The organism is Kitasatospora sp. NPDC048545, from assembly GCF_040651155.1.
Lineage (GTDB): Bacteria > Actinomycetota > Actinomycetes > Streptomycetales > Streptomycetaceae > Kitasatospora.
This window is the reverse complement of sequence record NZ_JBEZIQ010000024.1, coordinates 89056-115571: the sequence shown is the minus strand read 5'-3', so window position 1 is coordinate 115571 and position 26516 is coordinate 89056. Positions and strand designations below refer to the sequence as shown.

General features: G+C 74.4%; 23 protein-coding genes and 2 tRNA genes. 7 read left to right on the top strand and 18 right to left on the bottom strand.

Annotation, left to right across the window (positions count from 1 at the left end):
* Window positions 1-46: 46 nt before the first annotated feature.
* Complete coding sequence (locus AB0D10_RS23030) at window positions 47-2881, bottom strand: SUKH-4 family immunity protein (protein ID WP_360259342.1); 2835 nt, start codon at window positions 2879-2881, stop codon at window positions 47-49.
* 76 nt (window positions 2882-2957) lie between these two features.
* Entirely contained in the window at window positions 2958-3959 is a 1002-nt protein-coding gene (locus AB0D10_RS23025) for an SMI1/KNR4 family protein (protein ID WP_360259340.1), read from the bottom strand.
* Between the two features lie 615 nt (window positions 3960-4574).
* Here AB0D10_RS23025 and AB0D10_RS23020 point away from each other — a divergent pair.
* Window positions 4575-5036: a YwqJ-related putative deaminase gene (locus AB0D10_RS23020; protein WP_360259337.1), complete on the top strand. Its 462-nt coding sequence runs from the start codon at window positions 4575-4577 to the stop codon at window positions 5034-5036.
* 92 nt (window positions 5037-5128) lie between these two features.
* Window positions 5129-5656 carry an SUKH-3 domain-containing protein gene (locus tag AB0D10_RS23015; RefSeq protein WP_360259390.1) on the top strand — a complete coding sequence of 176 codons (528 nt, stop codon included), beginning with the start codon at window positions 5129-5131 and terminating at the stop codon, window positions 5654-5656.
* Window positions 5657-5797: 141 nt separating this feature from the next.
* On the opposite strand, the gene AB0D10_RS23010 is transcribed toward AB0D10_RS23015, so the two are convergent.
* Window positions 5798-7066, bottom strand: a complete 1269-nt coding sequence (locus tag AB0D10_RS23010; protein ID WP_360259334.1) for a histidine kinase — start codon at window positions 7064-7066, stop codon at window positions 5798-5800.
* A 259-nt stretch (window positions 7067-7325) separates the two neighbouring features.
* Between AB0D10_RS23010 and ppc the strand changes: the two genes are divergently transcribed.
* A complete protein-coding gene (gene ppc, locus AB0D10_RS23005; protein WP_360259332.1) occupies window positions 7326-10124 on the top strand; it encodes a phosphoenolpyruvate carboxylase in 2799 nt (932 codons plus the stop codon).
* A gap of 74 nt (window positions 10125-10198) precedes the next feature.
* Here ppc and AB0D10_RS23000 read toward each other — a convergent pair whose 3' ends face one another.
* The 8 genes from AB0D10_RS23000 to AB0D10_RS22965 all read right to left on the bottom strand — a co-directional run bounded on the left by AB0D10_RS23000 (window position 10199) and on the right by AB0D10_RS22965 (window position 16664).
* Window positions 10199-11188: a hypothetical protein gene (locus AB0D10_RS23000; RefSeq protein WP_360259330.1), complete on the bottom strand. Its 990-nt coding sequence runs from the start codon at window positions 11186-11188 to the stop codon at window positions 10199-10201.
* On the bottom strand, window positions 11178-11699 hold the full coding sequence (locus AB0D10_RS22995) for a SigE family RNA polymerase sigma factor (RefSeq protein ID WP_360259328.1): 522 nt from the start codon (window positions 11697-11699) through the stop codon (window positions 11178-11180). Before AB0D10_RS22995 ends, AB0D10_RS23000 begins: the two co-directional genes overlap by 11 nt.
* A gap of 102 nt (window positions 11700-11801) precedes the next feature.
* Window positions 11802-12014, bottom strand: a complete 213-nt coding sequence (locus AB0D10_RS22990) for a hypothetical protein (protein WP_360259325.1) — start codon at window positions 12012-12014, stop codon at window positions 11802-11804.
* A 241-nt stretch (window positions 12015-12255) separates the two neighbouring features.
* Window positions 12256-12834, bottom strand: coding sequence for an aminoacyl-tRNA hydrolase (gene pth / locus AB0D10_RS22985; RefSeq protein WP_360259323.1), 579 nt, complete (start codon window positions 12832-12834; stop codon window positions 12256-12258).
* A gap of 114 nt (window positions 12835-12948) precedes the next feature.
* On the bottom strand, window positions 12949-13536 hold the full coding sequence (locus AB0D10_RS22980) for a 50S ribosomal protein L25/general stress protein Ctc (protein WP_360259321.1): 588 nt from the start codon (window positions 13534-13536) through the stop codon (window positions 12949-12951).
* A 279-nt stretch (window positions 13537-13815) separates the two neighbouring features.
* Entirely contained in the window at window positions 13816-14793 is a 978-nt protein-coding gene (locus tag AB0D10_RS22975; protein ID WP_360259319.1) for a ribose-phosphate diphosphokinase, read from the bottom strand.
* A gap of 202 nt (window positions 14794-14995) precedes the next feature.
* Window positions 14996-16450: a bifunctional UDP-N-acetylglucosamine diphosphorylase/glucosamine-1-phosphate N-acetyltransferase GlmU gene (gene glmU / locus AB0D10_RS22970; RefSeq protein WP_360259316.1), complete on the bottom strand. Its 1455-nt coding sequence runs from the start codon at window positions 16448-16450 to the stop codon at window positions 14996-14998.
* Between the two features lie 143 nt (window positions 16451-16593).
* Window positions 16594-16664, bottom strand: a tRNA-Gln gene (locus AB0D10_RS22965).
* A 250-nt stretch (window positions 16665-16914) separates the two neighbouring features.
* On the opposite strand from AB0D10_RS22965, the gene AB0D10_RS22960 reads away from it, so the two are divergent.
* Window positions 16915-17904: a fatty acid desaturase gene (locus tag AB0D10_RS22960; protein WP_360259314.1), complete on the top strand. Its 990-nt coding sequence runs from the start codon at window positions 16915-16917 to the stop codon at window positions 17902-17904.
* Window positions 17905-18107: 203 nt separating this feature from the next.
* Complete coding sequence (locus tag AB0D10_RS22955) at window positions 18108-18710, top strand: TetR/AcrR family transcriptional regulator (RefSeq protein ID WP_360259311.1); 603 nt, start codon at window positions 18108-18110, stop codon at window positions 18708-18710.
* Between the two features lie 60 nt (window positions 18711-18770).
* On the opposite strand, the gene AB0D10_RS22950 is transcribed toward AB0D10_RS22955, so the two are convergent.
* Entirely contained in the window at window positions 18771-19628 is an 858-nt protein-coding gene (locus AB0D10_RS22950; RefSeq protein ID WP_360259309.1) for a methyltransferase domain-containing protein, read from the bottom strand.
* Window positions 19629-19739: 111 nt separating this feature from the next.
* On the opposite strand from AB0D10_RS22950, the gene AB0D10_RS22945 reads away from it, so the two are divergent.
* Window positions 19740-20237 carry a MarR family transcriptional regulator gene (locus AB0D10_RS22945; RefSeq protein ID WP_360259307.1) on the top strand — a complete coding sequence of 166 codons (498 nt, stop codon included), beginning with the start codon at window positions 19740-19742 and terminating at the stop codon, window positions 20235-20237.
* A 52-nt stretch (window positions 20238-20289) separates the two neighbouring features.
* Here AB0D10_RS22945 and AB0D10_RS22940 read toward each other — a convergent pair whose 3' ends face one another.
* The 5 genes from AB0D10_RS22940 to AB0D10_RS22920 form a co-directional block, all read right to left on the bottom strand.
* Window positions 20290-21255, bottom strand: coding sequence for a response regulator transcription factor (locus AB0D10_RS22940; protein ID WP_360259306.1), 966 nt, complete (start codon window positions 21253-21255; stop codon window positions 20290-20292).
* 333 nt (window positions 21256-21588) lie between these two features.
* Window positions 21589-22551 (bottom strand): UDP-glucose 4-epimerase GalE, encoded by a 963-nt coding sequence (galE, locus tag AB0D10_RS22935; RefSeq protein ID WP_360259304.1) that lies wholly within the window; start codon window positions 22549-22551, stop codon window positions 21589-21591.
* A gap of 245 nt (window positions 22552-22796) precedes the next feature.
* Entirely contained in the window at window positions 22797-23465 is a 669-nt protein-coding gene (locus AB0D10_RS22930; protein WP_360259302.1) for a response regulator transcription factor, read from the bottom strand.
* Window positions 23466-23641: 176 nt separating this feature from the next.
* Window positions 23642-23714, bottom strand: a tRNA-Thr gene (locus tag AB0D10_RS22925).
* A gap of 107 nt (window positions 23715-23821) precedes the next feature.
* Entirely contained in the window at window positions 23822-24289 is a 468-nt protein-coding gene (locus tag AB0D10_RS22920; RefSeq protein WP_360259300.1) for a helix-turn-helix domain-containing protein, read from the bottom strand.
* A 177-nt stretch (window positions 24290-24466) separates the two neighbouring features.
* On the opposite strand from AB0D10_RS22920, the gene AB0D10_RS22915 reads away from it, so the two are divergent.
* Window positions 24467-25063, top strand: coding sequence for a flavodoxin family protein (locus tag AB0D10_RS22915; protein ID WP_360259298.1), 597 nt, complete (start codon window positions 24467-24469; stop codon window positions 25061-25063).
* 67 nt (window positions 25064-25130) lie between these two features.
* On the opposite strand, the gene AB0D10_RS22910 is transcribed toward AB0D10_RS22915, so the two are convergent.
* Window positions 25131-26477: an MFS transporter gene (locus AB0D10_RS22910; protein WP_360259296.1), complete on the bottom strand. Its 1347-nt coding sequence runs from the start codon at window positions 26475-26477 to the stop codon at window positions 25131-25133.
* Window positions 26478-26516: the final 39 nt, after the last annotated feature.

The following is a 26516-nucleotide window of genomic DNA, read 5'->3' as shown; positions in this document are numbered from 1 at the left end:
GCACCGGAACGACCCCTCCCCACCTGCGAGGATCCACGACGGTCCGCTACAGCAGACCGTCCCAGAACTGCTCCAGCAACACAGCCCACCACGTGTCCGCGTGCTGCAGGGCCGCCGGGTCGATCGCGGCGAGCTGGGCCTGGAAGTCGGTCGTCCAGCGACCGGCCTGGTCCGGGGTCAGCCCGTACCGCAGCCGCCACATCCGGCCCAGCAGAGCCAGCGAGCGGACGAACTCCGGTACACCGCTGTTGACGAACCGGGGCGGCTGGCCGGTTCCATCGACGTCCACCGCGACGACGTTCGCGGTGCCGTACTGGACGCACAGCTGACGGCCGTAGTCGTTGCCGAGCACCAGGTAGCCGCCGAAGTCCGGGCCGTTGGGCAGGCCGCGCTCGGCGGCCAGCTCGGCGAGCGTCGGGATCGGCCGGCCCTCCTGGGCCTGCGCCCAGAAGAACGGCCCGAAGTCGCGCGGCAGCCCGGCCCACATCAGGCTCTGGGACACCGGCTCGGGCACGCCCTGGCGGGAGACGGCGCGCTGCTCGTAGCGGAACAGGTTCTGCCCGAAGGCGGCGCCGATCTCCTGGGCGAGCTGCTGCGGCGGGAGCGGCGCCAGCGCCTGGACCGTCCCCGGCGCGGGCAGCGGCACCCGGAACGGGCGGACCCGCTGGGCGCCGGAGGCCAGCTGGTGCAGCTCGTCCAGGTGGTCGAGCAGCTCGGCCATCCCGGCCTGCCGGGAGGCGTGGTCACGGCCGTAGGGCGCGGTGTGGGTGAGCCTGACGTTCGGCCAGGACGCGGCGATCATGCGGTTGCAGTAGCCGCCGGGCAGGTCGCACGACTCCAGCTCGGTGTAGAGCTCCAGCACCTGCTCCGGCGGCACGTTGAGCCGGCGCAGGTCCTGCAGGATCTTCCACTCCGGGTGCGGGGTGCCGGGCTCGCTGCGGTGCAGCAGCTTCTGCTCCGAGCCGTCCGGGCCGCGGTAGCTGAGCGCGGCGAAGTACCCCGGGCCGACCGCGGGCACCCCCGGGGGCACCGGCGCGGGCTGCGACGAACCGGTCACCGCCGCCGGGGGGACGACCCCCGCCGCGCCGCCCGCGTTCGGGTAGCCGTAGCCGGCCGCGGGAGCGGCCGGAGCCGCCGGGCCGCCGGGCGGCGGCGGGACGGCGGGACCGCCGGACGGCGGGGTGCCCGGGTCCGCGGGGCCCGCGCCCAGCAGCGCCGGGTCGATCGCGCTCGCCAGCTGGGTCGCCTCGTACGCCACCCCGGCCGAGGGCGTGCCGCCGGACGGCGTGCCCTGGGGCGCAGGGGCGTCGCCGCCGCGCAGACCCGCCGGTGGCGGGGGCGGCGGGGTCGAACCGGCCGCCCGGCCGCCGGGGCCGCCGGCGGGGGAGCCGGAGCCCTGGGCGCCCTTCAGGCCCGCGGGTGGGGGCGGCGGCGGGGCCGAGGCACCGGCGCGGCCCAGCCCGCCGGGGGCGGCACCCGCACCGGGCGGACCGGCGGGGCCGCCGCGCAGCGCGGCCGGCGGGGGCGGCGGCGGGGCCGAGCCCGGGGCACGGCCCGGCCCGCCCTGCGGCGCGCCGTCGGCGGGCGTCCCGCCGGGCGGGGTGCCGGGGGCACCGGGCAGACCGGCGAGGCCGGGCACTCCCCCGGGCGGGGCGAGCATGGTCGGCGCGTGCTCCACCGGCGCACCTGGCGCGGCGGCCGGGGCGCCGGGCAGACCACCCAGGCCGGGCACTCCCCCGGGCGGGGCGAGCATGGTCGGCGCGTGCTCCACCGGCGCACCGGGCGCGGCGGCCGGGGGCGGCGTCGCACCGGGCGCGGCGGCCGGGGCACCCGGCAGGCCCATCAGCCCGGGCACGGCGTCCGGCGGCGCGAGCAGCGTCGGCGCCGGCTCGGCGGCCGGGGCGGGAGCGGGTGCCTGGGCCGGCGGGGCGGCCGGGGGCTGGACGGCGGACGGCGGGACCGGGGGCACGCCGTAGCCGCCGCTCGCCGGCGGCATCAGCATGGTCGCGGCCTCGGCGCCGGCCGGCGCGGGCGCGTCGGGCCGGTCCGACCCGGTGGTCCGCAGCCCGTCGGGCATCAGGACGGTCGCCGCCTCGGCGCCGGCCGACGGCCCTGCGAGCGGCCCGGCGGGCGGCCCTGCGGGCGGTGCGAACGGCGCGACCGGCTCGACGGGCGGCGGCAGGGGGACGGCGGTGCCCGGCTGCGGCGGCGCGATGGCCGGCGGCGCGACGTCGGGCGGCGGGGCCAGCATGGTCGGTGCGTCCCCGGCCGGACGGTCGGAGACCGGCGGCTCGGTCAGCACGGCGGGCGCGGGCGGCACCGGCGGGGCGAACGGGTCCTCGGCGGGCCCGGGAACCGACGCGGCAGGCGTCGGCGCGGCAGGCGTCGGCGCGGCAGCAGGCACGGGCGCAGGTGCAGGCGCAGGCACACCGGCCCCCAGTCGCTCCGCCTCCGCCGCGATCGCCGCGGCCCCCGCCTCCTGCAGCCACTGCGGCGGGCTGAGCAGGAAGGACGTCGCCTCCACCGGCCCGGGCGCGGGCTTCGCCGCCCCGGCCGGGTTGGCCGCGACCGGCCGCCCGTAGGCCTCCTCGTACTGCCGGACGACCTCGTTGACGGGCAGCGCGGGCCAGAGCGTGCTGGCGCCCGAGTCCCGCGCGATCACCAGCCGCGCCTCACCCGAGCCGGACCCGCCCGAACCCGGGCCACCGCCCGGGCCGTCCGGGCCCGCGGCCCCGTCCCCGGCGCCGTCCCCGGGCGGCATCGCCCAGCAGACGAAGCCCAGGTCGAACTCCCGGACCCGCACCTCGCGCTGCTGCGAGCGCGGCACCCCGCCGTTGATCCACTCCTCGGCGAGCTCCTGCGCCTGCGCGTACGTCACCACGCCCGGTTCACCCCTGTCCGCATCCTCGTCGTCCCCCGTTCCACCAGCACCACCGCCACCGCCGCGTCCCCGTGCATCAGCCCACCGGGACGGCCCGGGCGAACCCGCCGTCCACCATCAGTTCCGCGACCGTCTCCAGCTCCGGCGGGCTGCCGGCCAGCCGGAGCAGGAAGTCGTCGAAGTTCTCGCCACAGGGCAGCAGCAGCCGGGCGCAGCGGTCCTCCGGGGCCTCCGGGGCACCGGAGTCGCGGGCATCGTCGTACAGGTGAAACCAGACCGAACCGGTCCGCTCGCCGCGCACCTTGAGTGCGACCAGGCCGCCCTGCGCGTAGGCGACGGCCAGGAAGTCCTTGGTGAGGTGGTCGCGCAGGCACTTGTTGGCGTACACGACGTCCTCGGTGCCGTACTCCTCGGTGAGGGTCAGGAACGGCTGGTCGAGCAGCAGACCGAGGTCGGTGTCCAGCGCCACTCCGACGGGGCCGCGGCCGCCGCCGAGCTTGAGGAAGGTGCGGTAGGCGCCGGGCAGCCGGTAGCCGAGGCGCTCCTCGGCGCGCTGGACCAGGTCCTCGGCGACGCCGATCGGGTCGCCGCCGTCCTTGGCCAGCGAGAAGTGGACGGGACGGCGCTCCTGCAGCGGGCGGGTGCCGCGGCGGGTGTGGTCGGCGGCGGAGGTGGCCAGGCCGCCGTGGTGCCGCAGCAGTGCCTTGACCTCGACCGGGACGAGTTCCATCCGGCGCCAGCCGGGGGCCGCGCCGCCGACCGCATGGTGCCAGGTCCAGCCGGGCGGGGTGGCCACGGCGGTGTCCAGGTCGGCCCAGAGCGGGTGGCCCTGGGTGTAGAGCGCGGCGTTGGCCGAGACGTAGTCGGTCAGCCGCAGCTCGTCCACGCCGAAGCCGTCCGGCGGGTCGGCGACCTCGGCCGCGGCGGCCGCGTACGGGCCGAAGTCCGGGTAGCCGTACTCGTCCACGCTGACCCCGGCGGGGTGCCGCTCGGCACGGACCGGATCCGGGAACTGCACCACCTGACCTGCGTACGCCGCGTTCGGTGCGGCGGCGACGCCGGGCCGACCTGTCGTCATCTGGGAGCCCCCACTGGCTGCTGCAAATACTCGGTGCTTGCTGGCACCAGCCTAGGGGGTCCCCTCAAGGCCCGGACCCCCGGCTTTGTGGAGAAGCCGCACGGGAACGGACCGACCCGCCACGGTCCGCCCGGCGCCCGCGCCACCCGCTCCCGTTGCGCCCCGACGAGGCGCGGGTGCGGGGCGGCGGAGTGGTTCGTGGACGGCCGGTCCGGCGGCCGGGAACGGCCCGGCACGGCGCCCCGGCTGACGGGACGCGGGCTGCGGGCGGGCCGGCACGGGCGGCACCCGGAGGCCTCAACGTCCGCCGCGGGCACAGGAGTCGGCCCGGCCGACGACCCCCGGGGTGGCGGCCGCGCCGCCCTCGCTCCCCCGGCCCGCCGCCGGAACGGTACCGGCCGCCGTCCGGGCCGGAGGGGGTTTCGGTAAATCAGCGGACAAGTCAGGACGCGGCGGAGCGCGTTCCGCCAGCATCGGGCGGGTGCCCGTCCGATCCGCCCGGTATCCGTCGCCGCCGCACCCCGGTTGTACGGATGTCGGTGTCGTTTGACAGGCTTGGCCAGGACCGGCCGGGCCATTCCGGCCGACACCGGGCAACGAGGAGGAGGACGACGGATGACCAGCGGTGAGCCGGCGGACCCGCCCGTGCTGCGCCACCACCGCGACAGCCTGCTGCCCGCCGTCGCCGCCGCGCTGTCGCTCAAGGGCGGCGAGGTGCACACCCTGGCGGGCGGCAAGGACGAGCGCCGCCCGGTCCTGCACCACCTGGTCACCGGCTTCCTGGACACCGTGCCGCTGGAGGCCCGCGAGCGGTTCACCGGCCGCTGCCCGGAGGCCGTCCTGCTCTCCCAGTACCTGACCGCGGTCGACGGCCGACGCTCCAAGCGCGCCGCCCGCAAGCCGATGAGCCTGCAGGAGGCGCGCAAGGCACTCAAGGGCGCCCGGATGACGACCGTCCGGATCCGCGAGGAGGGTGATCCGGCGCACGGCACCCACGCCCCGCCGTGCCGCTCCTGCGCCCCGATGCTGGAGCACTTCACCGTGCAGAGCGTGGCCGTCGGGCCCCCCTCGCGCTGACCGGCCGAGTGCCGGCCCGGTCCGTCCCCCGTCCCCGAGCCCAGGAGTCCGCCCTGAACCCGCCCAGCCCGCCCCCACCCCCGCCGGCCACCCTGACCGCCACCGGCGACCAGGCCACCGGCGCCGCCGGGCGGACCCGCCCGCGCTTCCCCGCCGACGTCGCCGCCGAACTCAAGTCGGCGGGCTGGCACCCCGGCCGCTGGGAGATGCAGCAGGCCGAGGAGTGGGCCGACACCCTGGTCGGGCACGGCGAGCCCACCGGCGCGCGGCACGCGGTGTTCCCGGCGGCGGTGGAGGCCTGGGCCGAGTTCGGCGGCCTCGCCTTCGACCTGTCCGGTCCGGGCCGCCAACTGGCCCGCACCCCGTTCCTGATCGACCCGCTGTGCGGCCTGCACCAGCCCCGGACCCTGCTCGACCTCGGCCGGGCGCTGGGCGTCCAGGTCGCCCCGCTCGGCGAGGAGGCGTACGGGCAGGCGCTGCTGGCCGTCGACGAGGAGGGCCGGGTCTACAGCCTGGACCACACCGGCGAGTGGTTCCTCGGCCACGGCATCGACCAGGCGATCACCGCCCTGGTGCTGGGCACCGCTCCGGAACGGCTGCGCACCGCCCACGGGTACTGAGAGGCCGGCGGGCACCGGGGCGTCGGGCACCGGAAGACCGGCTGGAGGAAGACCGACCGGAGAAGACCGGCCGGGGGGTGCCCCGCCAGAGCGGCCGCCGGGGCACCCGTCGGCACGAACGGCACCGGGAACGGCCGACGGCTACCGCAGCCGCTCGGCCCGTACCGCCAGCCGGGACGGCAGCACCGCCTCGACCCGGAACCCGCCGTCCGCCTCCGGCCCGGACGAGAAGGTGCCGCCCAGGGCGATCACCCGCTCGCGCATCCCGACCAGCCCGTTGCCCCCGCTGGGCAGCTGGGCCGCGCCCCGCTCCCCGCCGGGGCAGGCGTTCACCACGCTGACCCGCACCCCGTTCGGCGCGTACGCCAGCAGGACCGACACCTGTGCGCCCCCCGCGTGCTTGTGCGCGTTGGTCAGCCCTTCCTGGACGACCCGGTAGGCGGTCTGCTCGGCCTCGCCGGTGAACTCCTGCCGGCTGCCGCTGACCGTCAGCGTCACGGCCATCCCGGCCGCCCGGGACTGGTCCACCAGCCGCGGCAGCCCGGCCAGCGAGTCCGGCTCCGGCGGCCGCTCGTCGTCCATCCGCAGGACGCCGAGGATCTCGCGCAGCTCGTTCAGCGCCTGCCGGCCCACCTCGCCCATCAGTTTGGCGCTCTGCGCGGCCTTCTCCGGGTCCTTGCCGGCGATCCGCTCCAGTGCCCCGGCGTGCACCACCATCAGCGACACCCGGTGCGCCACCACGTCGTGCATCTCCCGGGCGATCCGGGTGCGTTCCTCCAGCCGGGCCCGGCGGGCCCGCTCCTGGGCCTGTTCGGCCAGCAGGTCCAGCTCGGTCTCCAGGCCGTGCGCGCGGTCCTTGAGCGACTCGATCAGCCGGCGCCGCGCGCCCACGTACAGACCGGTCACCACCGGCGGGACGGTCAGCCCGACCGCGACCAGCACGGCTATCAGCACCTGGCCCCAGAGCGGCGGCTGCTCCACCCCGGAGTCGCCGGGGGTCAGCATCGACACCATCATCACGGCGACCGCCTCGGCGAAGGCCAGCGCGGACAGCGCCACCACCCGCCAGCGCCGCGAGGGCCACTCCCAGGTCTCCGCCAGCGTGTACAGCGCCACCACCAGCAGCAGCACGCCGAGCATCCCGGGCATCGCGACCAGGGTGACCAGCACCGGGACGGCCGGCCAGCGCCGGCGCAGCACCAGCGATCCGCCGGCCAGCGTGGCGAGCACCGCGATCCCGACCTTGCCCGCGGTGGTCAGGTCCACCCGGGCGGACAGGAAGGCGATCGTGCTGACCGCGCACTCCAGCGCGGCGAGCAGGGCCAGCCCGATGTCCAGGAAGGCGCTGCGCGGCCGCTTCCACCACCAGAACGACCGGTCCGGCGCGCGCTCCCCAGGCGACTTGCTCATGTCCGACAGACTATGCGGCAACCCCCACCCCTCCCCACCGGGATTGTCCGGCACACCTTCCGGGTCCGCCAAGTGGTCCAGACCACAGGCGCCTTTCGGCGGCGCTGTCCGCCATCCGGCCACCTCGCGGACAGGGCACGCCCCGACACCTATGCTGGTCGCGTCGGACAGCGCGGTCCGCACGCGTCACACCCGCCACACGCCTGTGGACCTGTGACGATGAGCCGTTGCCGAACCCCACCACCACAGGGAGCCAGCCGTGACCGCTCCGGTCCCCAACCCGGCGGACAACCCCACGCCCGTCGTCGCTGACAACGCAGCCCTGCGGGCGGACATCCGCCGCCTCGGCGACCTGCTCGGCGAGACGCTGGTCCGCCAGGAGGGCCCCCAGTTGCTGGGCCTGGTCGAACAGGTCCGCCTGCTCAGCCGCACCGACGGCGAGGCCACCGCCGAACTGCTGTCCGGCATCGACCTGGACACCGCCGCCAAGCTGGTCCGGGCGTTCTCCACCTACTTCCACCTTGCCAACGTCACCGAGCAGGTGCACCGCGGCCGCGAGTTCGCCACCCGCCGCGCCCGGGAGGGCTCCCTCCTCGCGCAGACCGCCGACCAGCTCGCCGAGGCCGACCCCAAGCACCTCCAGGACACCCTCGCCCACCTCGCGGTCCGCCCCGTCTTCACCGCGCACCCCACCGAGGCCGCCCGCCGCAGCGTCCTCAACAAGCTGCGCCGGATCGGCGAGCTCCTCGACCGCATCCACCGCGAGGAGCTCGCGTCCGGCCTCGTCGCCGCCGACCCGGCCCGCACGAGCAGCGCCAAGCGCTCCGCCGACCGCCGCCTCGCCGAGGTCATCGACCTGCTCTGGCAGACCGACGAGCTGCGCATCGCCCGCCCCGAGCCCACCGACGAGGCCCGCAACGCCGTCTACTACCTGGACGAGCTCTACCGCGAGGCCGTCCCCGAGGTCCTGGAGGAGCTCCAGGAGGAGCTCGCCCGGGTCGGCCTCACCCTGCCCGACGGCGTCCGTCCGCTCACCTTCGGCACCTGGATCGGCGGCGACCGCGACGGCAACCCCAACGTCACCCCGCAGGTCACCTGGGACGTCCTCAACCTCCAGCACGAGTACGGCATCAAGGACGCGCTGGACGCCATCGACGACCTGCGCAACACCCTCTCCACCTCCGAGCGGCTGGCCGGCGCCTCCGTCGAACTGCTCGCCTCGCTCAACACCGACCTGCACGTGCTCCCCGAACTCAGCCCGCGCTACAAGCGGATGAACGCCGAGGAGCCCTACCGCCTCAAGGCCACCTGCATCCGGCTCAAGCTGGAGAACACCCGCGAGCGCCTGGCCGGCGGCACCCCGCACGTCGAGGGCCGCGACTACCTCGGCACCCGCGAGCTCGTCGCCGACCTGCGGCTGATCCAGGAGTCGCTGCGCGCCCACCGCGGCGAGCTCATCGCCGACGGCCGCCTCGCCCGCGCCATCCGCACCATCGAGGCCTTCGGCCTCCAGCTCGCCACCATGGACGTGCGCGAGCACGCCGAGGCCCACCACCACGCCCTCGGCCAGCTCTTCGACCGCCTCGGCGAGGAGGCCTGGCGCTACGCCGACATGCCGCGCGAGTACCGGCAGAAGCTGCTCGCCAAGGAGCTCCGCTCGCGCCGCCCGCTCGCCCCCACCCCGGCCCCGCTGGACGAGGCCGGCACCAAGACCCTCGGCGTCTTCAACACCATCCGCGAGGGCTTCGAGCGCTTCGGCGACGAGATCGTCGAGAGCTACATCATCTCGATGTGCCAGGGCGCCGACGACGTCTTCGCCGCCACCGTCCTGGCCCGCGAGGCCGGCCTGATCGACCTGCACGCCGGCATCGCCAAGATCGGCATCGTGCCGCTGCTGGAAACCACCGACGAACTCCAGCAGGCCGACCGCATCCTCGACGAGATGCTCTCCGACCCCTCCTACCGCCTGCTCGTCTCGCTGCGCGGGGACATCCAGGAGGTCATGCTCGGCTACTCGGACTCCTCCAAGTTCGGCGGCATCACCACCTCCCAGTGGGAGATCCACCGTGCCCAGCGCCGGCTGCGCGACGTCGCCCACCGCTACGGCATCCGGCTGCGCCTCTTCCACGGCCGCGGCGGCACCGTCGGCCGCGGCGGCGGCCCCTCGCACGAGGCCATCCTGGCCCAGCCCTGGGGCACCCTGGAGGGCGAGATCAAGGTCACCGAGCAGGGCGAGGTCATCTCCGACAAGTACCTGCTCCCCTCCCTCGCCCGGGAGAACCTGGAGCTGACCATCTCCGCCACCCTCTCGGCCTCGGCACTGCACACCGCGCCGCGCCAGGCCCCCGAGTCGCTGGCCCGCTGGGACGCCGCGATGGACCAGGTCTCCGAGGCCGCCCACACCGCCTACCGCGGCCTGGTCGAGCAGGAGGACCTGCCGAAGTACTTCTTCGCCGCCACCCCGGTCGACCAGCTCGCCTCGCTGCACCTGGGCTCCCGCCCGTCCCGCCGCCCCGACTCCGGCGCGGGCCTGGACGGCCTGCGGGCCATCCCGTGGGTCTTCGGCTGGACCCAGTCCCGCCAGATCGTCCCCGGCTGGTACGGCGTCGGCTCCGGCCTCGCCGCCGCCCGCGCGGCGGGCCTGGGCGACGTGCTGGACGAGATGTACGGCGAGTGGCACTTCTTCCGCAACTTCCTGTCCAACGTCGCGATGACGCTGGCCAAGACCGACCTGCGGATCGCCAGCCACTACGTCGAGCAGCTGGTGCCCGGCGAACTGCGCCACGTCTTCGACCAGATCAAGGACGAGCACGCCCTCACCCTGCGCCAGGTGCTCCGGCTCACCGGCGAGAGCGAACTCCTGGAGCACAACCCGGTGCTGAAGCAGACCTTCGCCGTCCGCGACGCCTACCTCGACCCGATCTCCTACCTCCAGGTCGCGCTGCTGCGCCGCCAGCGCGAGGAGGTCGAGGCCGGCCGCCACGACGACCCGCTGCGCGCCCGCGCGCTGCTGCTGACCGTCAACGGCATCGCCGCCGGTCTGCGCAACACCGGCTGACCCGGGGCACGCCGACAGGGGCCGACGGCGCGTGCCGTCGGCCCCTGCACGTTCCGCGGGGTTCGCAGGGTCCGCTAGCGCACCTCGACCACCAGTGGGCCGTACCTCGCCTTGATCCGTGCCCCGGCCGACTCCCACTGAGGGGTGCCGACCACCACTCCGGCACCGTCGCCGCCGACCGCCACGGACCCGATCTCCACGCCCTCGGAGTGCCAGTACGCGCGGTCCCCGTCGATCCTGCCCACCAGGACCTCCTGCTCGTCGCGCGAGGCCGCAGCATCGGTGAACTGCAGCTTCACCGAGGGCCAGTCGGCCGCCGCGCCGGCCACCGCGGCGTCCAGAGCGCTGCCCGGAACGCGCATCACATAGAGCGTGCCGGTCTCCGCGTCCCGGCAACTGCCGAAGTAGTGGTCCCGGTAGCCCGTGTTCGCCACCCTGTCGACGGCCTCACCCGCCCGCGCCAGATCGAGCCGGATCAGCTGCGCGGACGACAACGGGGACGACGGGCCCGAGGACGTCGGCCAGGCCGCCGGGAACCCGGTCGACGGCACGCCACCCGACGGCGAGCCGCCCGACGGGAAGCCGGTCGACGGACCACCGCCCGACGGCGAGCCGGTCGACGGGAAACCCGACGAGGACCGGCCCCCGGTCGGACCTCCCGACGACGGCAGGCCCGACGACGACAGGCCCGACGACGGCGAGACGGGGCGATCGTGCCAGCCCGGGGTCCGCAGCGACGTCGGCCCCTTGCAGGCCACGACCGGGCCCACCTCGTTCCAGGCCGACACCCCGGGCGGCGGACTGGCCGCACCCGCGGGCGGGCGGTGCTCCACGCCTCCCGGGCCCCCGCCGTCGCCCAGCCGGCTCAGCATCCCCACCCCGGCTGCCAGCACCACCACCGCGGCCGTCCCCCGCAGCACGGTCAGCCACCGCGCCCGCCGCCGCCCGGCGTCCCGCAGTGCCGCCAGCGGCGGACTGCCGGCCACCGACCCCGCCCGTGTGCCGAGCCGCACGGCGAGCTCCTCCTCGAACCCGTCCGGCTGTTCCGGCCGTTCAGCCGCCATGACCCACCATCTCCTTCGCCGGTGCCAGCTCCTGCCGGAGCGTCTTCATCGCCCGCGCCAGATGCGTCTTCGCCGTGGCCACCGAGCAGCCGAGCTCCTGCGCGACCTGCGCCACCGGCAGGTCGACGTAGTAGCGGAGCACGACCACCGCCCGCTGCCGGGGCGGCAGCGTCCGCATCACCGCCGCCAGCTGCTCGTCGTGCTCGGCCACCGGCGTCCCCGGCGAGTCCGGCAGCACGGGCGTGAGGACCTCGCGCCGGGTCCGCCGCCACCGCGAGACGTGGGTACGGACCATCGTCGTCCGCACGTACGCCTCGGCCGCCCGCGCGTCCCGGATCGCCGTCCGCTTCGGGTAGACCCGCGCCAACGCGTCGTGCAGCAGGTCCCGGGCGTCGTGGACGTCCCCGGTGATCAGGTACGCCCCCCGTAGGAGGGCCTGGTACCGAGCCGCGACGAACTCGTCGAACGGATCGGACCCGGAGCCCCCCGGGCGCATCGATTCGCGCTTCATACCCTCACGACGCCCGGCACGCCGGAAACGGATGACACCCGGGCGGGCACGACGAAGGGCCGGCGCCCACCACCGTGGACACCGGCCCCTGAGGACTCGTCACTACTCCGCGGGCTCGCCCGCGCGCCTGCGCTTCAGCCACAGCGCCGCGCCGCCGGCCGCCACCACCAGGCCGCCGCCGACGGCCAGCAGGCCCGCGTCGGGGCCCATCGACTCACCGAGCACCGGCTGCGCCGCCGCCGGCTCCGGGGCGATCAGCGGATCCGGCTCCGCCACCGGGTCGGCGTGCGCCACCGCGGCACCGGACAGCAGCACCCCTGCCGCTCCCAGCGCACCGGCCGTACCGACCTTCCGTCCGAGCTGTTTCAGCCGGACCCCCCGGGTCCGCCGCAGTGGGCGGACCGGACCCAAACTCCGCATCGAGAACTCCCCAGGACTCGTTCGCGTACCGGGCCGACGCTATCCGATCCCGCACAGGCTTCTCACACGGATTCAGGTTTGGCCGGTCAAGCGTTGTACGACTGTTGCGTACCCGGCGCACCGTGTTGACGGACGTTCAGGAGTTGTACGTGCCCTGGGCGCGCTCCAGCCCCTCGGACAGCAGCGCCTCCACCGCGTCGGCCGAGCGGTCCACGAACCACTCCAGTTCCTTGCGCTCGGTCGAGGAGAAGTCCTTCAGCACGAAGTCCGCGACCTCCATCCGGCCCGGCGGGCGGCCGATCCCGCAGCGCACCCGGTGGTACTCGGGGCCGAGCGACTTGGTGATCGACTTCAGCCCGTTGTGGCCGTTGTCCCCGCCGCCCAGCTTCAGCCGCAGCGCCGCGTAGTCGACGTCCAGCTCGTCGTGGACCGCGACCAGCGCGGCGGCCGGCACCTTGTAGAAGTCGCGCAGCGCCGTCACCGGGCCGCCGGAGAGGTTCATGAAGGACATCGGCTTGGCCAGCACCACCCGCTTGCCCGCCAGCCGTCCCTCGGCCACCTGCGCCCGGCTCTTGTGCGCCTTGAACTTGGCGCCCATCCGCTGCGCCAGCAGGTCCACCACCATGAACCCGATGTTGTGCCGGTTCCGGGCGTACTGCTCGCCCGGGTTGCCCAGACCCACCACCAGCCAGGGGCCCTCGTACTCGTCCGCCATAGCGCCCTCACTCCTCGCCTTCACGCTCGACGTCATCATCCCGGACACACCGCTGCCCCGGCCGCTCCAGCGGGAGCGACCGGGGCAGCGGTCTCAGCTCTTCAGGGGCGAGGCTCAGGCCTCGGCGCCCTCGGCCTCGGCGGCCTCGTCCTCGACCGGGGCGGCCTGGGCGCCGATGACCTGCAGCACGACGGCGTCGGCCTCGACGGCCAGGGTGACGCCGGCCGGCAGGGTGATGTCCTTGGCGTGGATGGAGGCACCGGCCTCCAGGCCCTCGACCGAGACGGTGACGGACTCGGGCAGGTGGGTGGCCTCGGCCTCGATCGGCAGGGCGTTCAGCACGTGCTCGAGCAGGTTGCCGCCGGGGGCCAGCTCGCCCTCGGTGAGGACCGGGATCTCGACGGTGACCTTCTCGCCGCGCTTGACCAGGAGCAGGTCGACGTGCTCGATGCTGCGCTTGATGGCCTCGCGCTGGACGGCCTTCGGCAGCACGTACTCGTCCTTGCCCTCGATCGGGACGACCAGCAGGGCGTTCGGGGTCTTCAGGGCCATCATCAGGTCGTGGCCGGGCAGGTTCAGGTGAACCGGGGCGTGGCCGTGGCCGTAGACGACACCCGGGACGAAGCCGGCGCGGCGGGCGCGACGGGCAGCACCCTTGCCGAACTCGGTGCGGGTCTCAGCGGCAATACGGATCTCGGACACGACTGCACTCCTCGTGAAAATGGCGCGGGGGTGCAGGCAACGCGAAAAACCGCCGGGACCACACCCTCAGTACGTTCGGGGGTCACTCGGCGGCAACGGCCTGCCGGCGGACGGGAATCCGGCACCGGCAGCGCGTCGATCACGGAGCGGGCGCCCGTCGAGCAGGCGCACGGCATCCCTCGCCGAGCAGTTTCACGAGTCTAACCGCTCCTGCCGCCCGGCGCGAAATCGGCGGCGGCCCCGGCCCTTCCGGGACCGGGGCCGCCTGCGCGGGCTTCGTCAGTGCACGCCCTCGAAGAGGCTCGTGACCGAGCCCTCCTCGAACACCTCGCGGATCGCGGCCGCGATCGACGGGGCGATGGACAGCGTGGTGATCTTGTCCAGCTGGAGCTGCGCCGGGGTGGGCAGCGTGTTGGTGAACACGAACTCGCTGACCCGCGAGTTCTTCAGCCGGTCCGCGGCCGGGCCGGAGAGCACGCCGTGGGTGGCGGCCACCAGGACGTCCGCGGCGCCGTTCTCGAACAGCGCGTCGGCCGCGGCGCAGATCGTGCCGGCGGTGTCGATCATGTCGTCGACCAGGACGCAGACCCGGCCCTCGACGTCACCGACCACGTCGGCCGACAGGATGGTGTTGGCCTGGGTGATGTCGCGGCGCTTGTGGATGATCGCCAGCGGGGCGTCCAGGCGGTCGCACCACTGGTCGGCCACCTTCACCCGGCCGGCGTCCGGCGAGACGACGGTCAGCTTGGACCGGTCCACCTTCCCGCCGATGTAGTCGGCCAGCAGCGGCAGCGCGAACAGGTGGTCGACCGGGCCCTCGAAGAAGCCCTGGATCTGCGCGGTGTGCAGGTCCACGGCCATCAGGCGGTCGGCACCGGCCTGGCGCAGCAGGTCGGCGACCAGCCGGGCCGAGATGGGCTCGCGGCCGAGGTGCTTCTTGTCCTGGCGGGCGTACCCGTAGAACGGCAGGATCGCGGTGATGCTCTTGGCGGAGGCCCGCTTCAGAGCATCGATCATGATCAGCTGTTCCATGATCCACTGGTTGATGGGAGCCGTGTGGCTCTGCATCACGAAGCAGTCCGCGCCGCGGGCCGACTCCAGGAAGCGGACGTAGATCTCACCGTTGGCGAAGTCCAGGGCCTTGGTGGGGACCAGCTCGGTCCCGAGCGCCTCGGCCACCTCCCTCGCCAGTTCCGGGTGGGCACGGCCGGAGAAGAGCTTGAGCTTCTTCTCACCCGACGTCGTGATCCCGCTCACTGCACCGTCTCCTCGCGTTGCGGACGCTGAATCCTCGACCCGATGCGGGCAGGCGAGGCCCACGCGCAGTACGGGGTCGGGGAATTGTCGGTACGCCTGGACACGGGCGGTAAGCCCAGTGGCGCACGTATGTCCCCAAGGTTACGCGCCCGCGCAGAAAGCGTCCGCCCCGGGACCGGACCCCGGACTCCCGCCCGGTGTGTCAGGCCTCCGGGGCGCCGTCCGTCGCGGCCTTCGCGGCCTGCGCCGACGAGGTCCCCGGGCGCTTGCGCTCGACCCAGCCCTCGATGTTGCGCTGGTTCGCGCGGCTCACGCCGAGCGCGCCCGCCGGTACGTCGGCGGTGATCACCGAGCCGGCGCCGGTGTAGGCGCCGTCACCGACGGTCACCGGGGCGATGAACATGTTGTCCGAGCCGGTGCGGCAGTGCGCGCCGATGACGGTGCGGTGCTTGTTCACGCCGTCGTAGTTGACGGTGACCGAGGCCGCGCCGACGTTGGTGCCCTCGCCGATCGTCGCGTCGCCGATGTACGACAGGTGCGGCACCTTGGCGCCCTCGCCGAGCTCGGAGTTCTTGATCTCAACGTAGGTGCCGACCTTCGCCTTGCGGGCCAGCTTCGCGCCCGGACGCAGGTAGGCGTACGGGCCGGCGGTGGCCAGCTCGCCGACCTCGGCGCGGTCGGCCGTGGTGTTGCTCACACGGGCGCCGGCGCCGATCAGGGTGTCCTTCAGGGTCGAGTTCGGGCCGACCTCGCAGCCCTCGGCCAGGTGGGTGACGCCCTGCAGCTGGGTGTTGGGCAGCACCACGGCGTCCGGCTCGTAGGTCACCTGCACGTCGATCCAGGTGGTCGCCGGGTCCACCACGGTGACGCCCGCGCGCATCGCCCGCTCCAGCAGGCGGTCGTTCAGCAGCCGGCGGGCCTGCGCCAGCTGGACCCGGTCGTTGATGCCCAGGATGTCCCGGTGGTCCTCGGCGACCACGGCGCCCACCCGGTGACCGGCCTTGCGCAGGATCTCCAGGGTGTCGGTCAGGTACTCCTCGCCCTGCGAGTTGTCCGTGGTGAGCTCGGCCAGCGCCTCGACCAGCAGCTCGGCGTCGAAGGCGAAGACGCCCGAGTTGATCTCGGCGATCGCGCGCTGGGTGGCGCTGGCGTCCCGCTCCTCGACGATCGAGGCGACCGTGCCGTCCTCGTCGCGCAGGATCCGGCCGTAGCCGTAGGGCTCCGGCACCACGGCGGTCAGCACGGTGACGCCGTTCTGCTGGGCCGTGTGGGCGTCGGCCAGCCGGCGCAGCGTCGACCCGGTCAGCAGCGGCGAGTCGCCGGCGGTGACGATGACGGTGCCGTTCAGCACCGCGCCGTCGGCGGCCAGGGCCTCCAGCGCCGTCCGCACCGCGTGACCGGTGCCGTTCTGCTGCTCCTGCACGGCGGTCCGCGCTGCGGGGTAGTGCTCCGTCAGGTGCTCCTGGACCTGCTCGCGCTGGTGCCCGACGACCACCACGAGCTGCTCCGGCGTCAGCTCCCCGGCCGCCGCGACCGCGTGACCCACCAGCGACCGCCCGCACACCTCGTGCAGGACCTTGGGCAGCTTGTTCGACTTCATCCGGGTCCCGCCACCGGCGGCGAGCACGACAACGGCGGCAAGCGAATTGGCACCCATGCGGGGAGGCTCCTCGGTAGGTTCACAGAGAGGGCAGAGCAGGCCCGGCCGGGACCCAGGCCGGTCGCCATACGCACAGTCCGCCGAGCAGCACCGACAATACCGGCGCGGTGGAAGACGCCCGAACCAGAGGCGTGCAAAGGCTCCGCCGCTAGGATTCGAACCCAGACAAAGGCCTCCAAAGGGCCCTGTGCTGCCATTACACCACGGCGGACAGTCGTGTCAGACCCTACCCGAGCGGACCCCGCCGTGGGTATCGACTTGCACCGATCCGCAGGGCCCGGATCGGTGCTCCCCGGGCGAACTCGCGGGGCCCCGGGTTCAGCCATCCAGTCGGGTGAATTCACTCAAGCGCCGCGCGGCGGTGTGTTCCCCAGGACGCGGCACGCAACCTACGATGCCGTAGGTTACGCCGACGTAGGCTCCGCTCCTCTCCCGTTCCGGGACGCCGCAAAGGGACGCCCATGACCATCCAGGCCGGCGAGGCGCGCGCGGGGACCGCCGCGCCCCGCACTCCGTCTCCCGATCCCGACACCGCCGCCACGCAGCTGTCCGCCACCCGTGGCGGGGAGAAGCAGGGCCTGGCCGAGCGGGCCGCGCTCGGGCTGTTCATCCTCGTGCCGTTCGCCGCCCTGCTGGCCGCCGTACCGGTGGCCTGGGGCTGGGGGCTGGGCTGGACGGACGTCGCGATCACCGTCTCCCTGTACTTCCTGACCTGCCACGGCATCACCGTCGGCTACCACCGCTACTTCACCCACAGCGCCTTCAAGGCCGGCCGCCCGATGCGCCTCGCCCTGGCGATCGCCGGGAGCCTCGCCGTCGAGGGCCCGCTGGTGCGCTGGGTCGCCGACCACCGCAAGCACCACCGCTTCAGCGACAAGGACGGCGACCCGCACTCGCCCTGGCGCTACGGGGAGAGCGTCCCGGCGCTGATGAAGGGCCTCTGGTGGGCGCACATGGGCTGGATGTTCGACGAGGAGCAGACCTCGCAGATCAAGTACGCCCCGGACCTCGTCCGCGACCCGGCCATAAGGCGGATCTCCCGGCTGTTCTGGCTCTGGACCACCATCTCGCTGCTGATCCCCCCGCTGGTCGGCGGCCTGGTGACGCTGTCCTGGCAGGGCGCGCTGTCCGCCTTCTTCTGGGGTTCGCTGGTCCGGGTGGCACTGCTGCACCACGTCACCTGGTCGATCAACTCGATCTGCCACGCCGTCGGCCGGCGCCCCTTCCGCTCCCGGGACCGCTCCGGCAACGTCTGGTGGCTCGCGGTCCTCTCCTGCGGCGAGTCCTGGCACAACCTGCACCACGCCGACCCGACCGCGGCCCGGCACGGGGTGCTGCGCGGGCAGATCGACTCCTCGGCCCGGCTGATCCGCTGGTTCGAGCTGGCCGGCTGGGTCCGGGACGTCCGCTGGCCGGACGGGCAGCGGATCGCCGCCCGCCGCGCCGCATGAGGCGGCGCTTCCAGCATGATGTAGGGGTGAACGGGAGCAGCGCAGACACCACAGGCGGTCACCACAGCACGCGGACGGACGCGGCGCCCGCTACGGCGCCGGCCCGTCCGCGGTCCGCTGCACCGAAGGGCGGCACCGCCGACGGGGCCGCGGACCGGAGCACCGGCGGCCCGGCCCCGCGCCGCCGGGGCGGCCGGGTCAGGATGACCGGCAAGCAGCGCCGCGAGCAGCTGCTGGAGATCGGCCGGACGGTCTTCGCGGAGCGCGGCTACGACGGCACCTCGGTGGAGGAGATCGCCGAGCGCGCCGGGGTGTCGAAGCCCGTCGTGTACGAGCACTTCGGCGGCAAGGAGGGCCTCTACGCGGTGGTGGTGGACCGCGAGATGCAGCTGCTGCTGGACATGGTGACGGGGGCGCTGACCGGCGGCCACTCGCGTGAGCTGCTGGAACAGGCCGCCTTCGCGCTGATGGACTACATCGACACCTCGACGGACGGCTTCCGGATCCTGGTCCGGGACTCGCCGGTGGCCCAGTCGACCGGCACCTTCGCCTCGCTGATCAGCGACATCGCGACGCAGGTGGAGGACATCCTGGGCCTGGAGTTCAAGTCGCGCGGCTTCGACGCGCGGCTGGCCCCGATGTACTCGCAGATGCTGGTCGGGATGGTCGCGCTGACCGGGCAGTGGTGGCTGGAGGTCCGCAAGCCGGACAAGGCGACGGTGGCGGCCCACCTGGTGAACCTCGCCTGGCACGGGTTGGAGGGCCTGGAGCGGCACCCGAGGCTGGTCGGCGACCGCAGGGGCTGAGCCCCGCCGCGCACTCCCGCGGCCGTCCGGCCCTACCGCTTGGTCCCCACCGCTTGATCCCTACCGCTTGGTCCCCACCGCGAAGATCCGCCGGAACGGGAAGACCGTCCCGGACGGCCCGGACGGGTAGGCCTCGCGCAGCAGCCGCCCGTACTCGGCGAGGAAGGCGGCCCGGTCGGCCGGATCGGCGAGCAGGGTCAGGACGGGGCGCAGCGCGGTGCCCTTGACCCACTCCAGGACCGGGTCCGGCCCGGGGAGCACGGTGAGATAGGTGCTCTCCCAGACGTCCGGGTGGCAGCCGGCGCCCACGAGGGCGTCGAGGTAGCGCTCGGGCGGGTGGACGCCGGCGCGGACGGCGTCCTCGCCGAGCGTGCCCCGCCAGCGGGCGCTGCGGCGCAGGTCGGCGAGCAGGGTGTGACTGGGGGCGTCGAAGTTGCCGGGGACCTGGAGGGCGACGGCCCCGCCGGGGCGCACGGCCGCGGCCCAGCGCCGGACGATGCCGAGGTGGCCGTCGGCCCGTCCCTCCTCGCCGGCCGTGGGCGAGGGGTGCCCCTGTCGGGGCTCGGGCTCGGACGGGTTCATCCACTGCAGGGCCGCGTTGGAGACGACGAGGTCGGGGCGGACCGGGGCCGGGTCGTAGTCGCGGGCGTCGGCGAGCACGTAGTCGGCGGTGGGTTCGCCCTCGGTGCGGGCGGTGGCGAGCATCGGGGCGGAGTTGTCGACGCCGGTGAGGCGGGCGTGCGGCCAGCGTTCGCGCAGGACGGCGGTGGAGTTTCCGGGGCCGCAACCGATGTCGAGGATCGTCTCCTCGCCGGGGTGCGGAAGGACGGGGACGCGAGCGAGCAGGTCGCGCAGCGGGCGGGTGCGTTCGTCGACGAAGCGCACGTACTGCGCCGGGTCCCAGACGGGGGCGGTCATGGTCAACCTCGCAAGTGTCTCGATATCAAGATATCTCGATGCAGCCTCGTCGGCATATTTCTCGATGTCAAGAGACTTCACATCGACACATCCACCGATACACTGATCGTCATGAAGGACGAGGTCGACAGGCTGGTCGCAGCATGGCGCCGGGAGCGCCCCGACCTCGACGTGGAGCCGCTGGAGGTGCTCAGCCGGGTCAGCCGGCTCGCCCGGCACCTGGACCGCGCCCGCCGCACCGCCTTCGCCGAGCACGGCTTGGAGCCCTGGGAGTTCGACGTCCTCACCGCCCTGCGGCGGGCCGGCTCCCCCTACCAGCTCTCCCCCGGCCAGCTGCTCACCCAGACCCTGGTCACCTCGGGCACCATGACCAACCGGATCGACCGGCTCACCGGCAAGGGCCTGGTCAAGCGGCTGCCCGACCCGGACGACCGGCGCGGCGTGCTGGTCCGGCTCACCGACGACGGCCGCGACCGCGCCGACCAGGCACTCGCCGGACTCCTCGCGCACGAACGCGAACTGCTCGCCCAGCTCACCTCCGGCCAGCAGACCGAACTCGCCACACTGCTGCGACTGCTGATCGCCCCGTTCGACAACATCCCGGGCTGACCCGCGGCCGACCCGACGTCACCTTCGACCCGACGCCACCCTCGGCCCGGCGTCACGAACGCTCGACGGTGGCCGCCACCGACGGCGGCGGCACGGCCTGATGATCGGCGGGGCTGACCCCGGCCCGGCGGGCGACCGCGACGGCGGCCAGCGTGGAGTGGACCCCGAGCTTGCCGAGCACGTTCTGCATGTGCGTCCGGACGGTGTGCGGTGACAGGTAGAGCCGCTCCGCGACGGCCTGCCGGCCCAGACCCGCGACCATGCAGCGCAGGATCTGCTTCTCCCGCGGGGTCAGGGTGTCCACCAGCCGCTCGCTCTCGGTGCGGTCCCGCCGGGCGGTGGTGAGCTCGCGGATCACCCCGGTGAGCAGTGCGGGCGGCAGGTGTGTCTCGTCCCGCAGTACGCCCCGGACCACGGCGAGCAGCCGGGCCAGTGAACTCTCCTTGGCCACCCAGCCGGTGGCACCGGCGTGCAGGGCGCGGGCGGCGCGGTGCGGGTCGTCGGCGGTGGCCAGCACGACGGCGCGCAGCCCGGGGTGGGCGCGGCGGAGGCGGGCCAGCAGGGTGATGCCGTCGGGCGGCGGGGCGGCAGGTCTGAGGTGGTCGGGCCGGAGCGGATCCGCCCCCGGGCGGTTGCCGCCGGGCGGTGCACCCGGCACCGCGGCCGACAGCGGGGAGGGCGCCCCGGGCGGTCCGGCCGGCCGTCGCGGCGGCGGTACGGGCGGGGACGCCCGGCGCCTGGTGTCCTCGGCGGGCTCCGGTCCGGGCCGTCTGCGGGCCGTCGGCGGAGCCGCCCCCGGCGGTCCGACCGCTCCCGCCCCGCCCGCCCCGAGGTCGGCGTCGATCAACGCCACGTCGTAGGGCCGGCCCTCGGCGGCGGCGCGTTCCAGCGCCCGCTCTGCGGCGGCCGCGCTGCCGGCCGCGCCCACCTCCACGTCGGGCTCGGCGGCGAGCGCCGCGGCGAGTGCTTCGGCGAAGATCCGGTGGTCGTCGACCACCAGGACGCGAATCCGCCCCATCGTCCCTCCCCCTGCTCAGACCGCCCGAGCCCGGGAGCGGGGAACGGCCCGGCGTCCGCGTTCCGGACCCGCCGCTCCGCCCGCCCACCGGTGGCCGGTGGAAAGGGCGCCGGCCCCCACCGGTACCGAACTCAGCGTACGGGGTCGGGAATCGCCCTCGTGGCGATTTGGTGAAGTTTCGTCAGAAGGTGCGTGAGAGGAGGGACTTGTACGCCCGACCGGTGCCCGGCCGCCGCGGGCGGCGCTCCCGCAGGTCCGGGAGCGGTTGCCCGACGGCGGCCGGCCGTCGGGCAGCCGCCGGGCCGCGCTGGGCGGCCGGTGCGCCGGGCCGGACTACCGGCCGTTCTTCTCCAGGGTGAACTTCCAGGCGTCGGCGACGATGTCGTCCAGGTTCGGGCGGCGCGGGGTCCAGCCCAGCGCCTCGTGGGCGCGGGCGGCCGAGGCCACCAGCACCGCCGGGTCACCGGCGCGACGCCCCGCGACCTGCACCGGGATCTCCCGGCCGGTGACGCGCTTGACCGACTCGATCACCTCGCGCACCGAGAAGCCGCTGCCGTTGCCCAGGTTGCAGATCAGGTGCTCGCCCGGCTTGGCGGCGCCCAGCGCCAGCAGGTGGGCGTCGGCCAGGTCCGCGACGTGGATGTAGTCGCGGATGCAGGTGCCGTCCGGGGTCGGGTAGTCGTCGCCGTACACCGCGATGTGCGGGCGCTGCCCGAGCGCGGCCTGGAAGACCAGCGGGATCAGGTGCGACTCGGGGTCGTGCCGCTCGCCGTACACGCCGTACGCGCCGGCCACGTTGAAGTAGCGCAGCGAGACGGCGGCCAGGCCGTGCGCGACGGCCTCGCTGGTGATCAGGTGGTCCACGGCGAGCTTGGTGGCGCCGTAGGTGTTGGTCGGCGCGGTACGGGCGGTCTCCGCGATCGGCACGGCCTCCGGCTCGCCGTAGGTGGCGGCGGTGGAGGAGAACACCAGCTTGCGCACGCCGGCCGCGCGCATCGCGCTGATCAGCTCCAGCGAACCGGCCACGTTGTTGCGCCAGTACTTCTCCGGGTCCACGACCGACTCGCCGACCTGCGAGGAGGCGGCGAAGTGCAGCACGCCGTCGAAGGAGCCGTCGAGCACCTCGCCGGCCTCCTGGATCCGGCCCTCGACGAACTCGGCACCGGCCGGGACGCCCTCGCGGAAGCCGGTCGAGAGGTCGTCCAGGACGGTCACCTGGTGCCCCGCCTCCAGCAGGTGGGCGGCCACCACGCTGCCGACGTAGCCGGCGCCACCCGTGACCAGGTACTTACTCATGTTGAGACCTCCAGCGGGCGATGGTCCGCCCGATCCGGGGGCCATCGACGGAATGCGTACGACTGCCGCCATTCTCCCAACCCGCCGGAGTGCTCAGGACCACGCGGGTGGCCGCTCGCACGCTCTTCACCAAGTCCTCAGCCGCCGGTCATCCCGCCCGCGTCCGGCCGCCGCCCCGGCGCCCTGTGCGACGGGCTTCCGCGGCGGGCTCGCCGGCCCCTTCGCGGCCGTCCTCCCCGACGCCCTCAGCCTCCGGACATCCGCTCCAGCAGGCCGGTGCGCGCCGCCACCGCGGCCGCCTCCAGGCGGGTCCGCGCGCCGAGCTTCATCAGCACCCGCTGGACGTGCGTCCGGGCGGTACTGGCGGCGATCCGCATCCCGGCGGCGATCGCCGCGGTGTCCTCGCCGTCCGCGATCCGGGCCAGCACCTGCACCTCACGCCGGGTCAGCAGCCGCAGCAGCCGGACGGCCTCGTCGTCCGGTTCGGCGGCCGGGCGCAGCAGTTGGTCGAAGGCTCCGCGCAGGATGTCCACCGCGACCGCGGCCTCGCCCGCCCGGGCCCGCCCGATGGCCCGCTCGACCACTTCGATCCGCTCGTCGCTGGGCACGTACCCCGCCGCGCCGGCCGCGAACGCCGCGGCCACACCGCGCAGTTCACCCACCGGTCCGAGCACGATCACGGCCACCTCGGGCCGGTCCCGGCGGATCCGGCGCAGCCCCTCGAAGGCGCCCGGCTCCCCCGGCGCGGCCACTCCCAGCAGGCACACCTCGGGCCGCCGCCCGGTCACCAGGTCGGCGGCGACACCGGCCGGGGAACCGACCGCGAGCACCCGGTGGCCACGGAGTTGGAGTGCGGTGGCCAGCGCCTCGGCCAACAGCCGGTGGTCGTCGACCACCACGAGTCGAACGCCCATGACACCCTCCCGGTCGGGGTCCGGCTCGCGTCCGCACCCCTCGGGCGGACGGCCGATGACGCACCATCACAGCGCATTCCGTACCCGACCCGCCAGCCCGTCGCGGCAGGCCATCGCGGCAGGCCGTCAGCGGAAACGCGAAGGACCCCCGCCGTGAGGCAGGGGTCCTTCAGTTGAGCCCCCATGCGGAATCGAACCGCAGACCTTCTCCTTACCATGGAGACGCTCTACCGACTGAGCTATAGGGGCTTGCCGGGTTTTCACCGGGCCGGTCGAACAAGGAAGACATTACACGGCCGTGCGCCCGGAAGGGAAATCGGTCCCGCCCGGGCGGCCGCACGCCCGCCCGGGAGACCTCAACCCCGGGCGTGCGTCGCGTCGAACTCCTCGCGGGCCGCCATCATCCGGCCGGCGCGGTGCTCCGTCCACCGGCCGAGCGGGGCGACCAGCTCGGCCAGCTCGCGGCCGAGCGGCAGCAGGTCGTAGACCACGCGCGGCGGCGTCTCCGGGAAGACCGTGCGGAGCACCAGGCCGCTGCGCTCCAGGTTGCGCAGCGACTGGGTGAGCATCTTGCGGCTGACCCCGCCGACCCCGCGCTGGAGTTCGGAGAAGCGCTGCGGCCCGCAGAGGGCGAGGCTCATCAGGATCAGCAACGACCACTTGTCGGCCAGCTCGGCGAACACCTCACGACTGGGGCAGAGCTGGGCGAAGACGTCGTAGCCCTGCTCCGCCGCCCCCTCCCCCGACTCCCCCGCCGGCCCCTCGCACGCCTGCGGCTCCTCGTGCTGCCCCGCCCGGGCCCGGGTCGCTTCGTCCGTCGTCATGCCCTCCAGGGTAGCCCCGCGGTCTCCGATCCACCCCTGGTAACCAATAGAGACCTGGTCTATATTGGAGACCTAGACGGATCGGGGCCGCCTCACCGCGTCCTGCCCCCGGCCCGTCCCCCACGCCACCGGTCCGGCCCCGCCGGCCCGCGCCCGTCCCCTCCCAGGAGAGCCCGCATGAGCGCCACCCGACCGATCGTCGCCCTCGCCTACCACTCCGGCTACGGCCACACCGCCGTGATCGCCGAAGCCGTCGCCCGCGGCGCCGCCGCAGCGGGCGCCGAGGTCGTCACCATCGCCGTCGACACCATCACCGACGAGCAGTGGGCCCAGCTGGACGCCGCCGACGCCATCGTCTTCGGCTCCCCCACCTACATGGGCACCGCCTCCGGCGCCTTCCACGTCTTCGCCGAGGCCACCAGCAAGCGCTGGTTCACCGACGCGTGGAAGGACAAGGTCGCCGCCGGCTTCACCAACTCCGCCTCCAAGAGCGGCGACAAGGGCAGCACCCTCGGCTACTTCCAGACCCTCGCCGCCCAGCACGGCATGAACTGGGTCAACCTCGGCCTCAAGCCCGGCTGGAACGCCACCACCGCCTCCGAGAACGACCTCAACCGCCTCGGCTTCTTCGGCGGCGCCGCCGCCTCCTCCCCGTCCGACGCCGGCCCGGAAGCCGTCCACAAGGCCGACATCGCGACCGCCGAGCACCTCGGCGAGCGCGTCGCCCGGCACACCGCCGTGGTACTGGCCGGCCGCGCCGCCCTGGCCGGCTGAACCGGCCCGCCCCGGGCGGCCCCGGGCGGCCCCGGGACCCCGGACACCCGCCCCGCCGTTCGCGCACCTACGCCGCCGGATCCGTCCCCAGCAGGGGCGCCCGGCGGCGTCCGCCGTCCACCGGCCCATCCACCGACCCGAGCTCGGCACCCACCGTCTCCGGCAGCAGCCGCAGACACCCCAGGGCCAGCACGCCCAGCCCCGCCAGGTACCAACCCGCCGGCTGCGCCGTCCCGTACGCCTCGGTCAACCGCGTCGCCACCAGCGGCGTCGTCGCACCACCGATCACACCGCCCAGGTTGTACGTCAACGCGGCACCCGTGTAGCGCACCCGGGTCGGGAACAACTCCGGCAGGAACGCCGCCACCGGCCCGAACATGCAGCCCAACCCCACCATCGCGCCTGCCAGCGCCACGAACATCAGCGGCCGGCTCACCGTTTCCACCAGCGGGAACAGCACCAGCGACCAGCCCGCGGCGAAACCCGTCGCCCACCGCAGCGTCCGCAGCCGCCCCCACCGGTCGCTGTGCGACGCGCTCAGCCACACCATCACCGCCATGCCCACCGCGCCGACCAGCAGCATCGTCAGCACCAGCGTGCTCGCCACCCCCAGCCCCGAGGTCGCGTACGCCAGCACGTACGTCGTCGTCAGGTAGAACAACGCGTACCCCACCGTGATCGCCCCGCCGCCCGCCAGCACCGGACGCCAGTGCTCCCGCAACACCTCCAGCACCGGGGCCCGCTCCCCGCGACCGGCCGACCGGAACAGCGGCGACTCCTCGATCCCCAGCCGCACGAACAACCCCACCGCGACCAGCACGAACGAGGCCAGGAACGGCACCCGCCAACCCCACTCGCGGAACGCCCGCTCGTCCAAACCGAGTTGGAGCGCCAGGAACACCCCGTTCGCCAGCACGAAACCGCTCGTCGGCCCCAACTGCAGAAACCCGCCGTACCGCCCCCGCCGCCCGGCCGGCGCGTTCTCCGCGATCAACAACGCCGCCCCGCCCCACTCCCCGCCCAACCCGACGCCCTGGCACACCCGCAACGCCACCAGCACCACCGGCGCCCACCACCCCCAGGCCCCGAACCCCGGCAGCAGCCCCACCGCCGTCGTCGCCGACCCCATCAGCAACAGCGACACCACCAACGTCGCCTTCCGCCCCACCCGGTCCCCGAAGTGCCCGAACACCACCGCCCCCAACGGCCGGGCCAGGAACGCCACCGCGTACACCGAGAACGCCGCCAACAACGCCCCCACCGAACCCAGCCCGGGAAAGAACACCGGCCCGAACACCAACGCGGCCGCCGTCCCGTAAATGAAGAAGTCGTAGAACTCGATCGCCGTACCGATCAGCGCCGCAGCCGCCGCCCGCCGCAACTGCCCTGCCCGCCAAGCACCCTCCGCATCCATACCACCACCCTCACCACCACGCCCCCACCCCCACCAGCC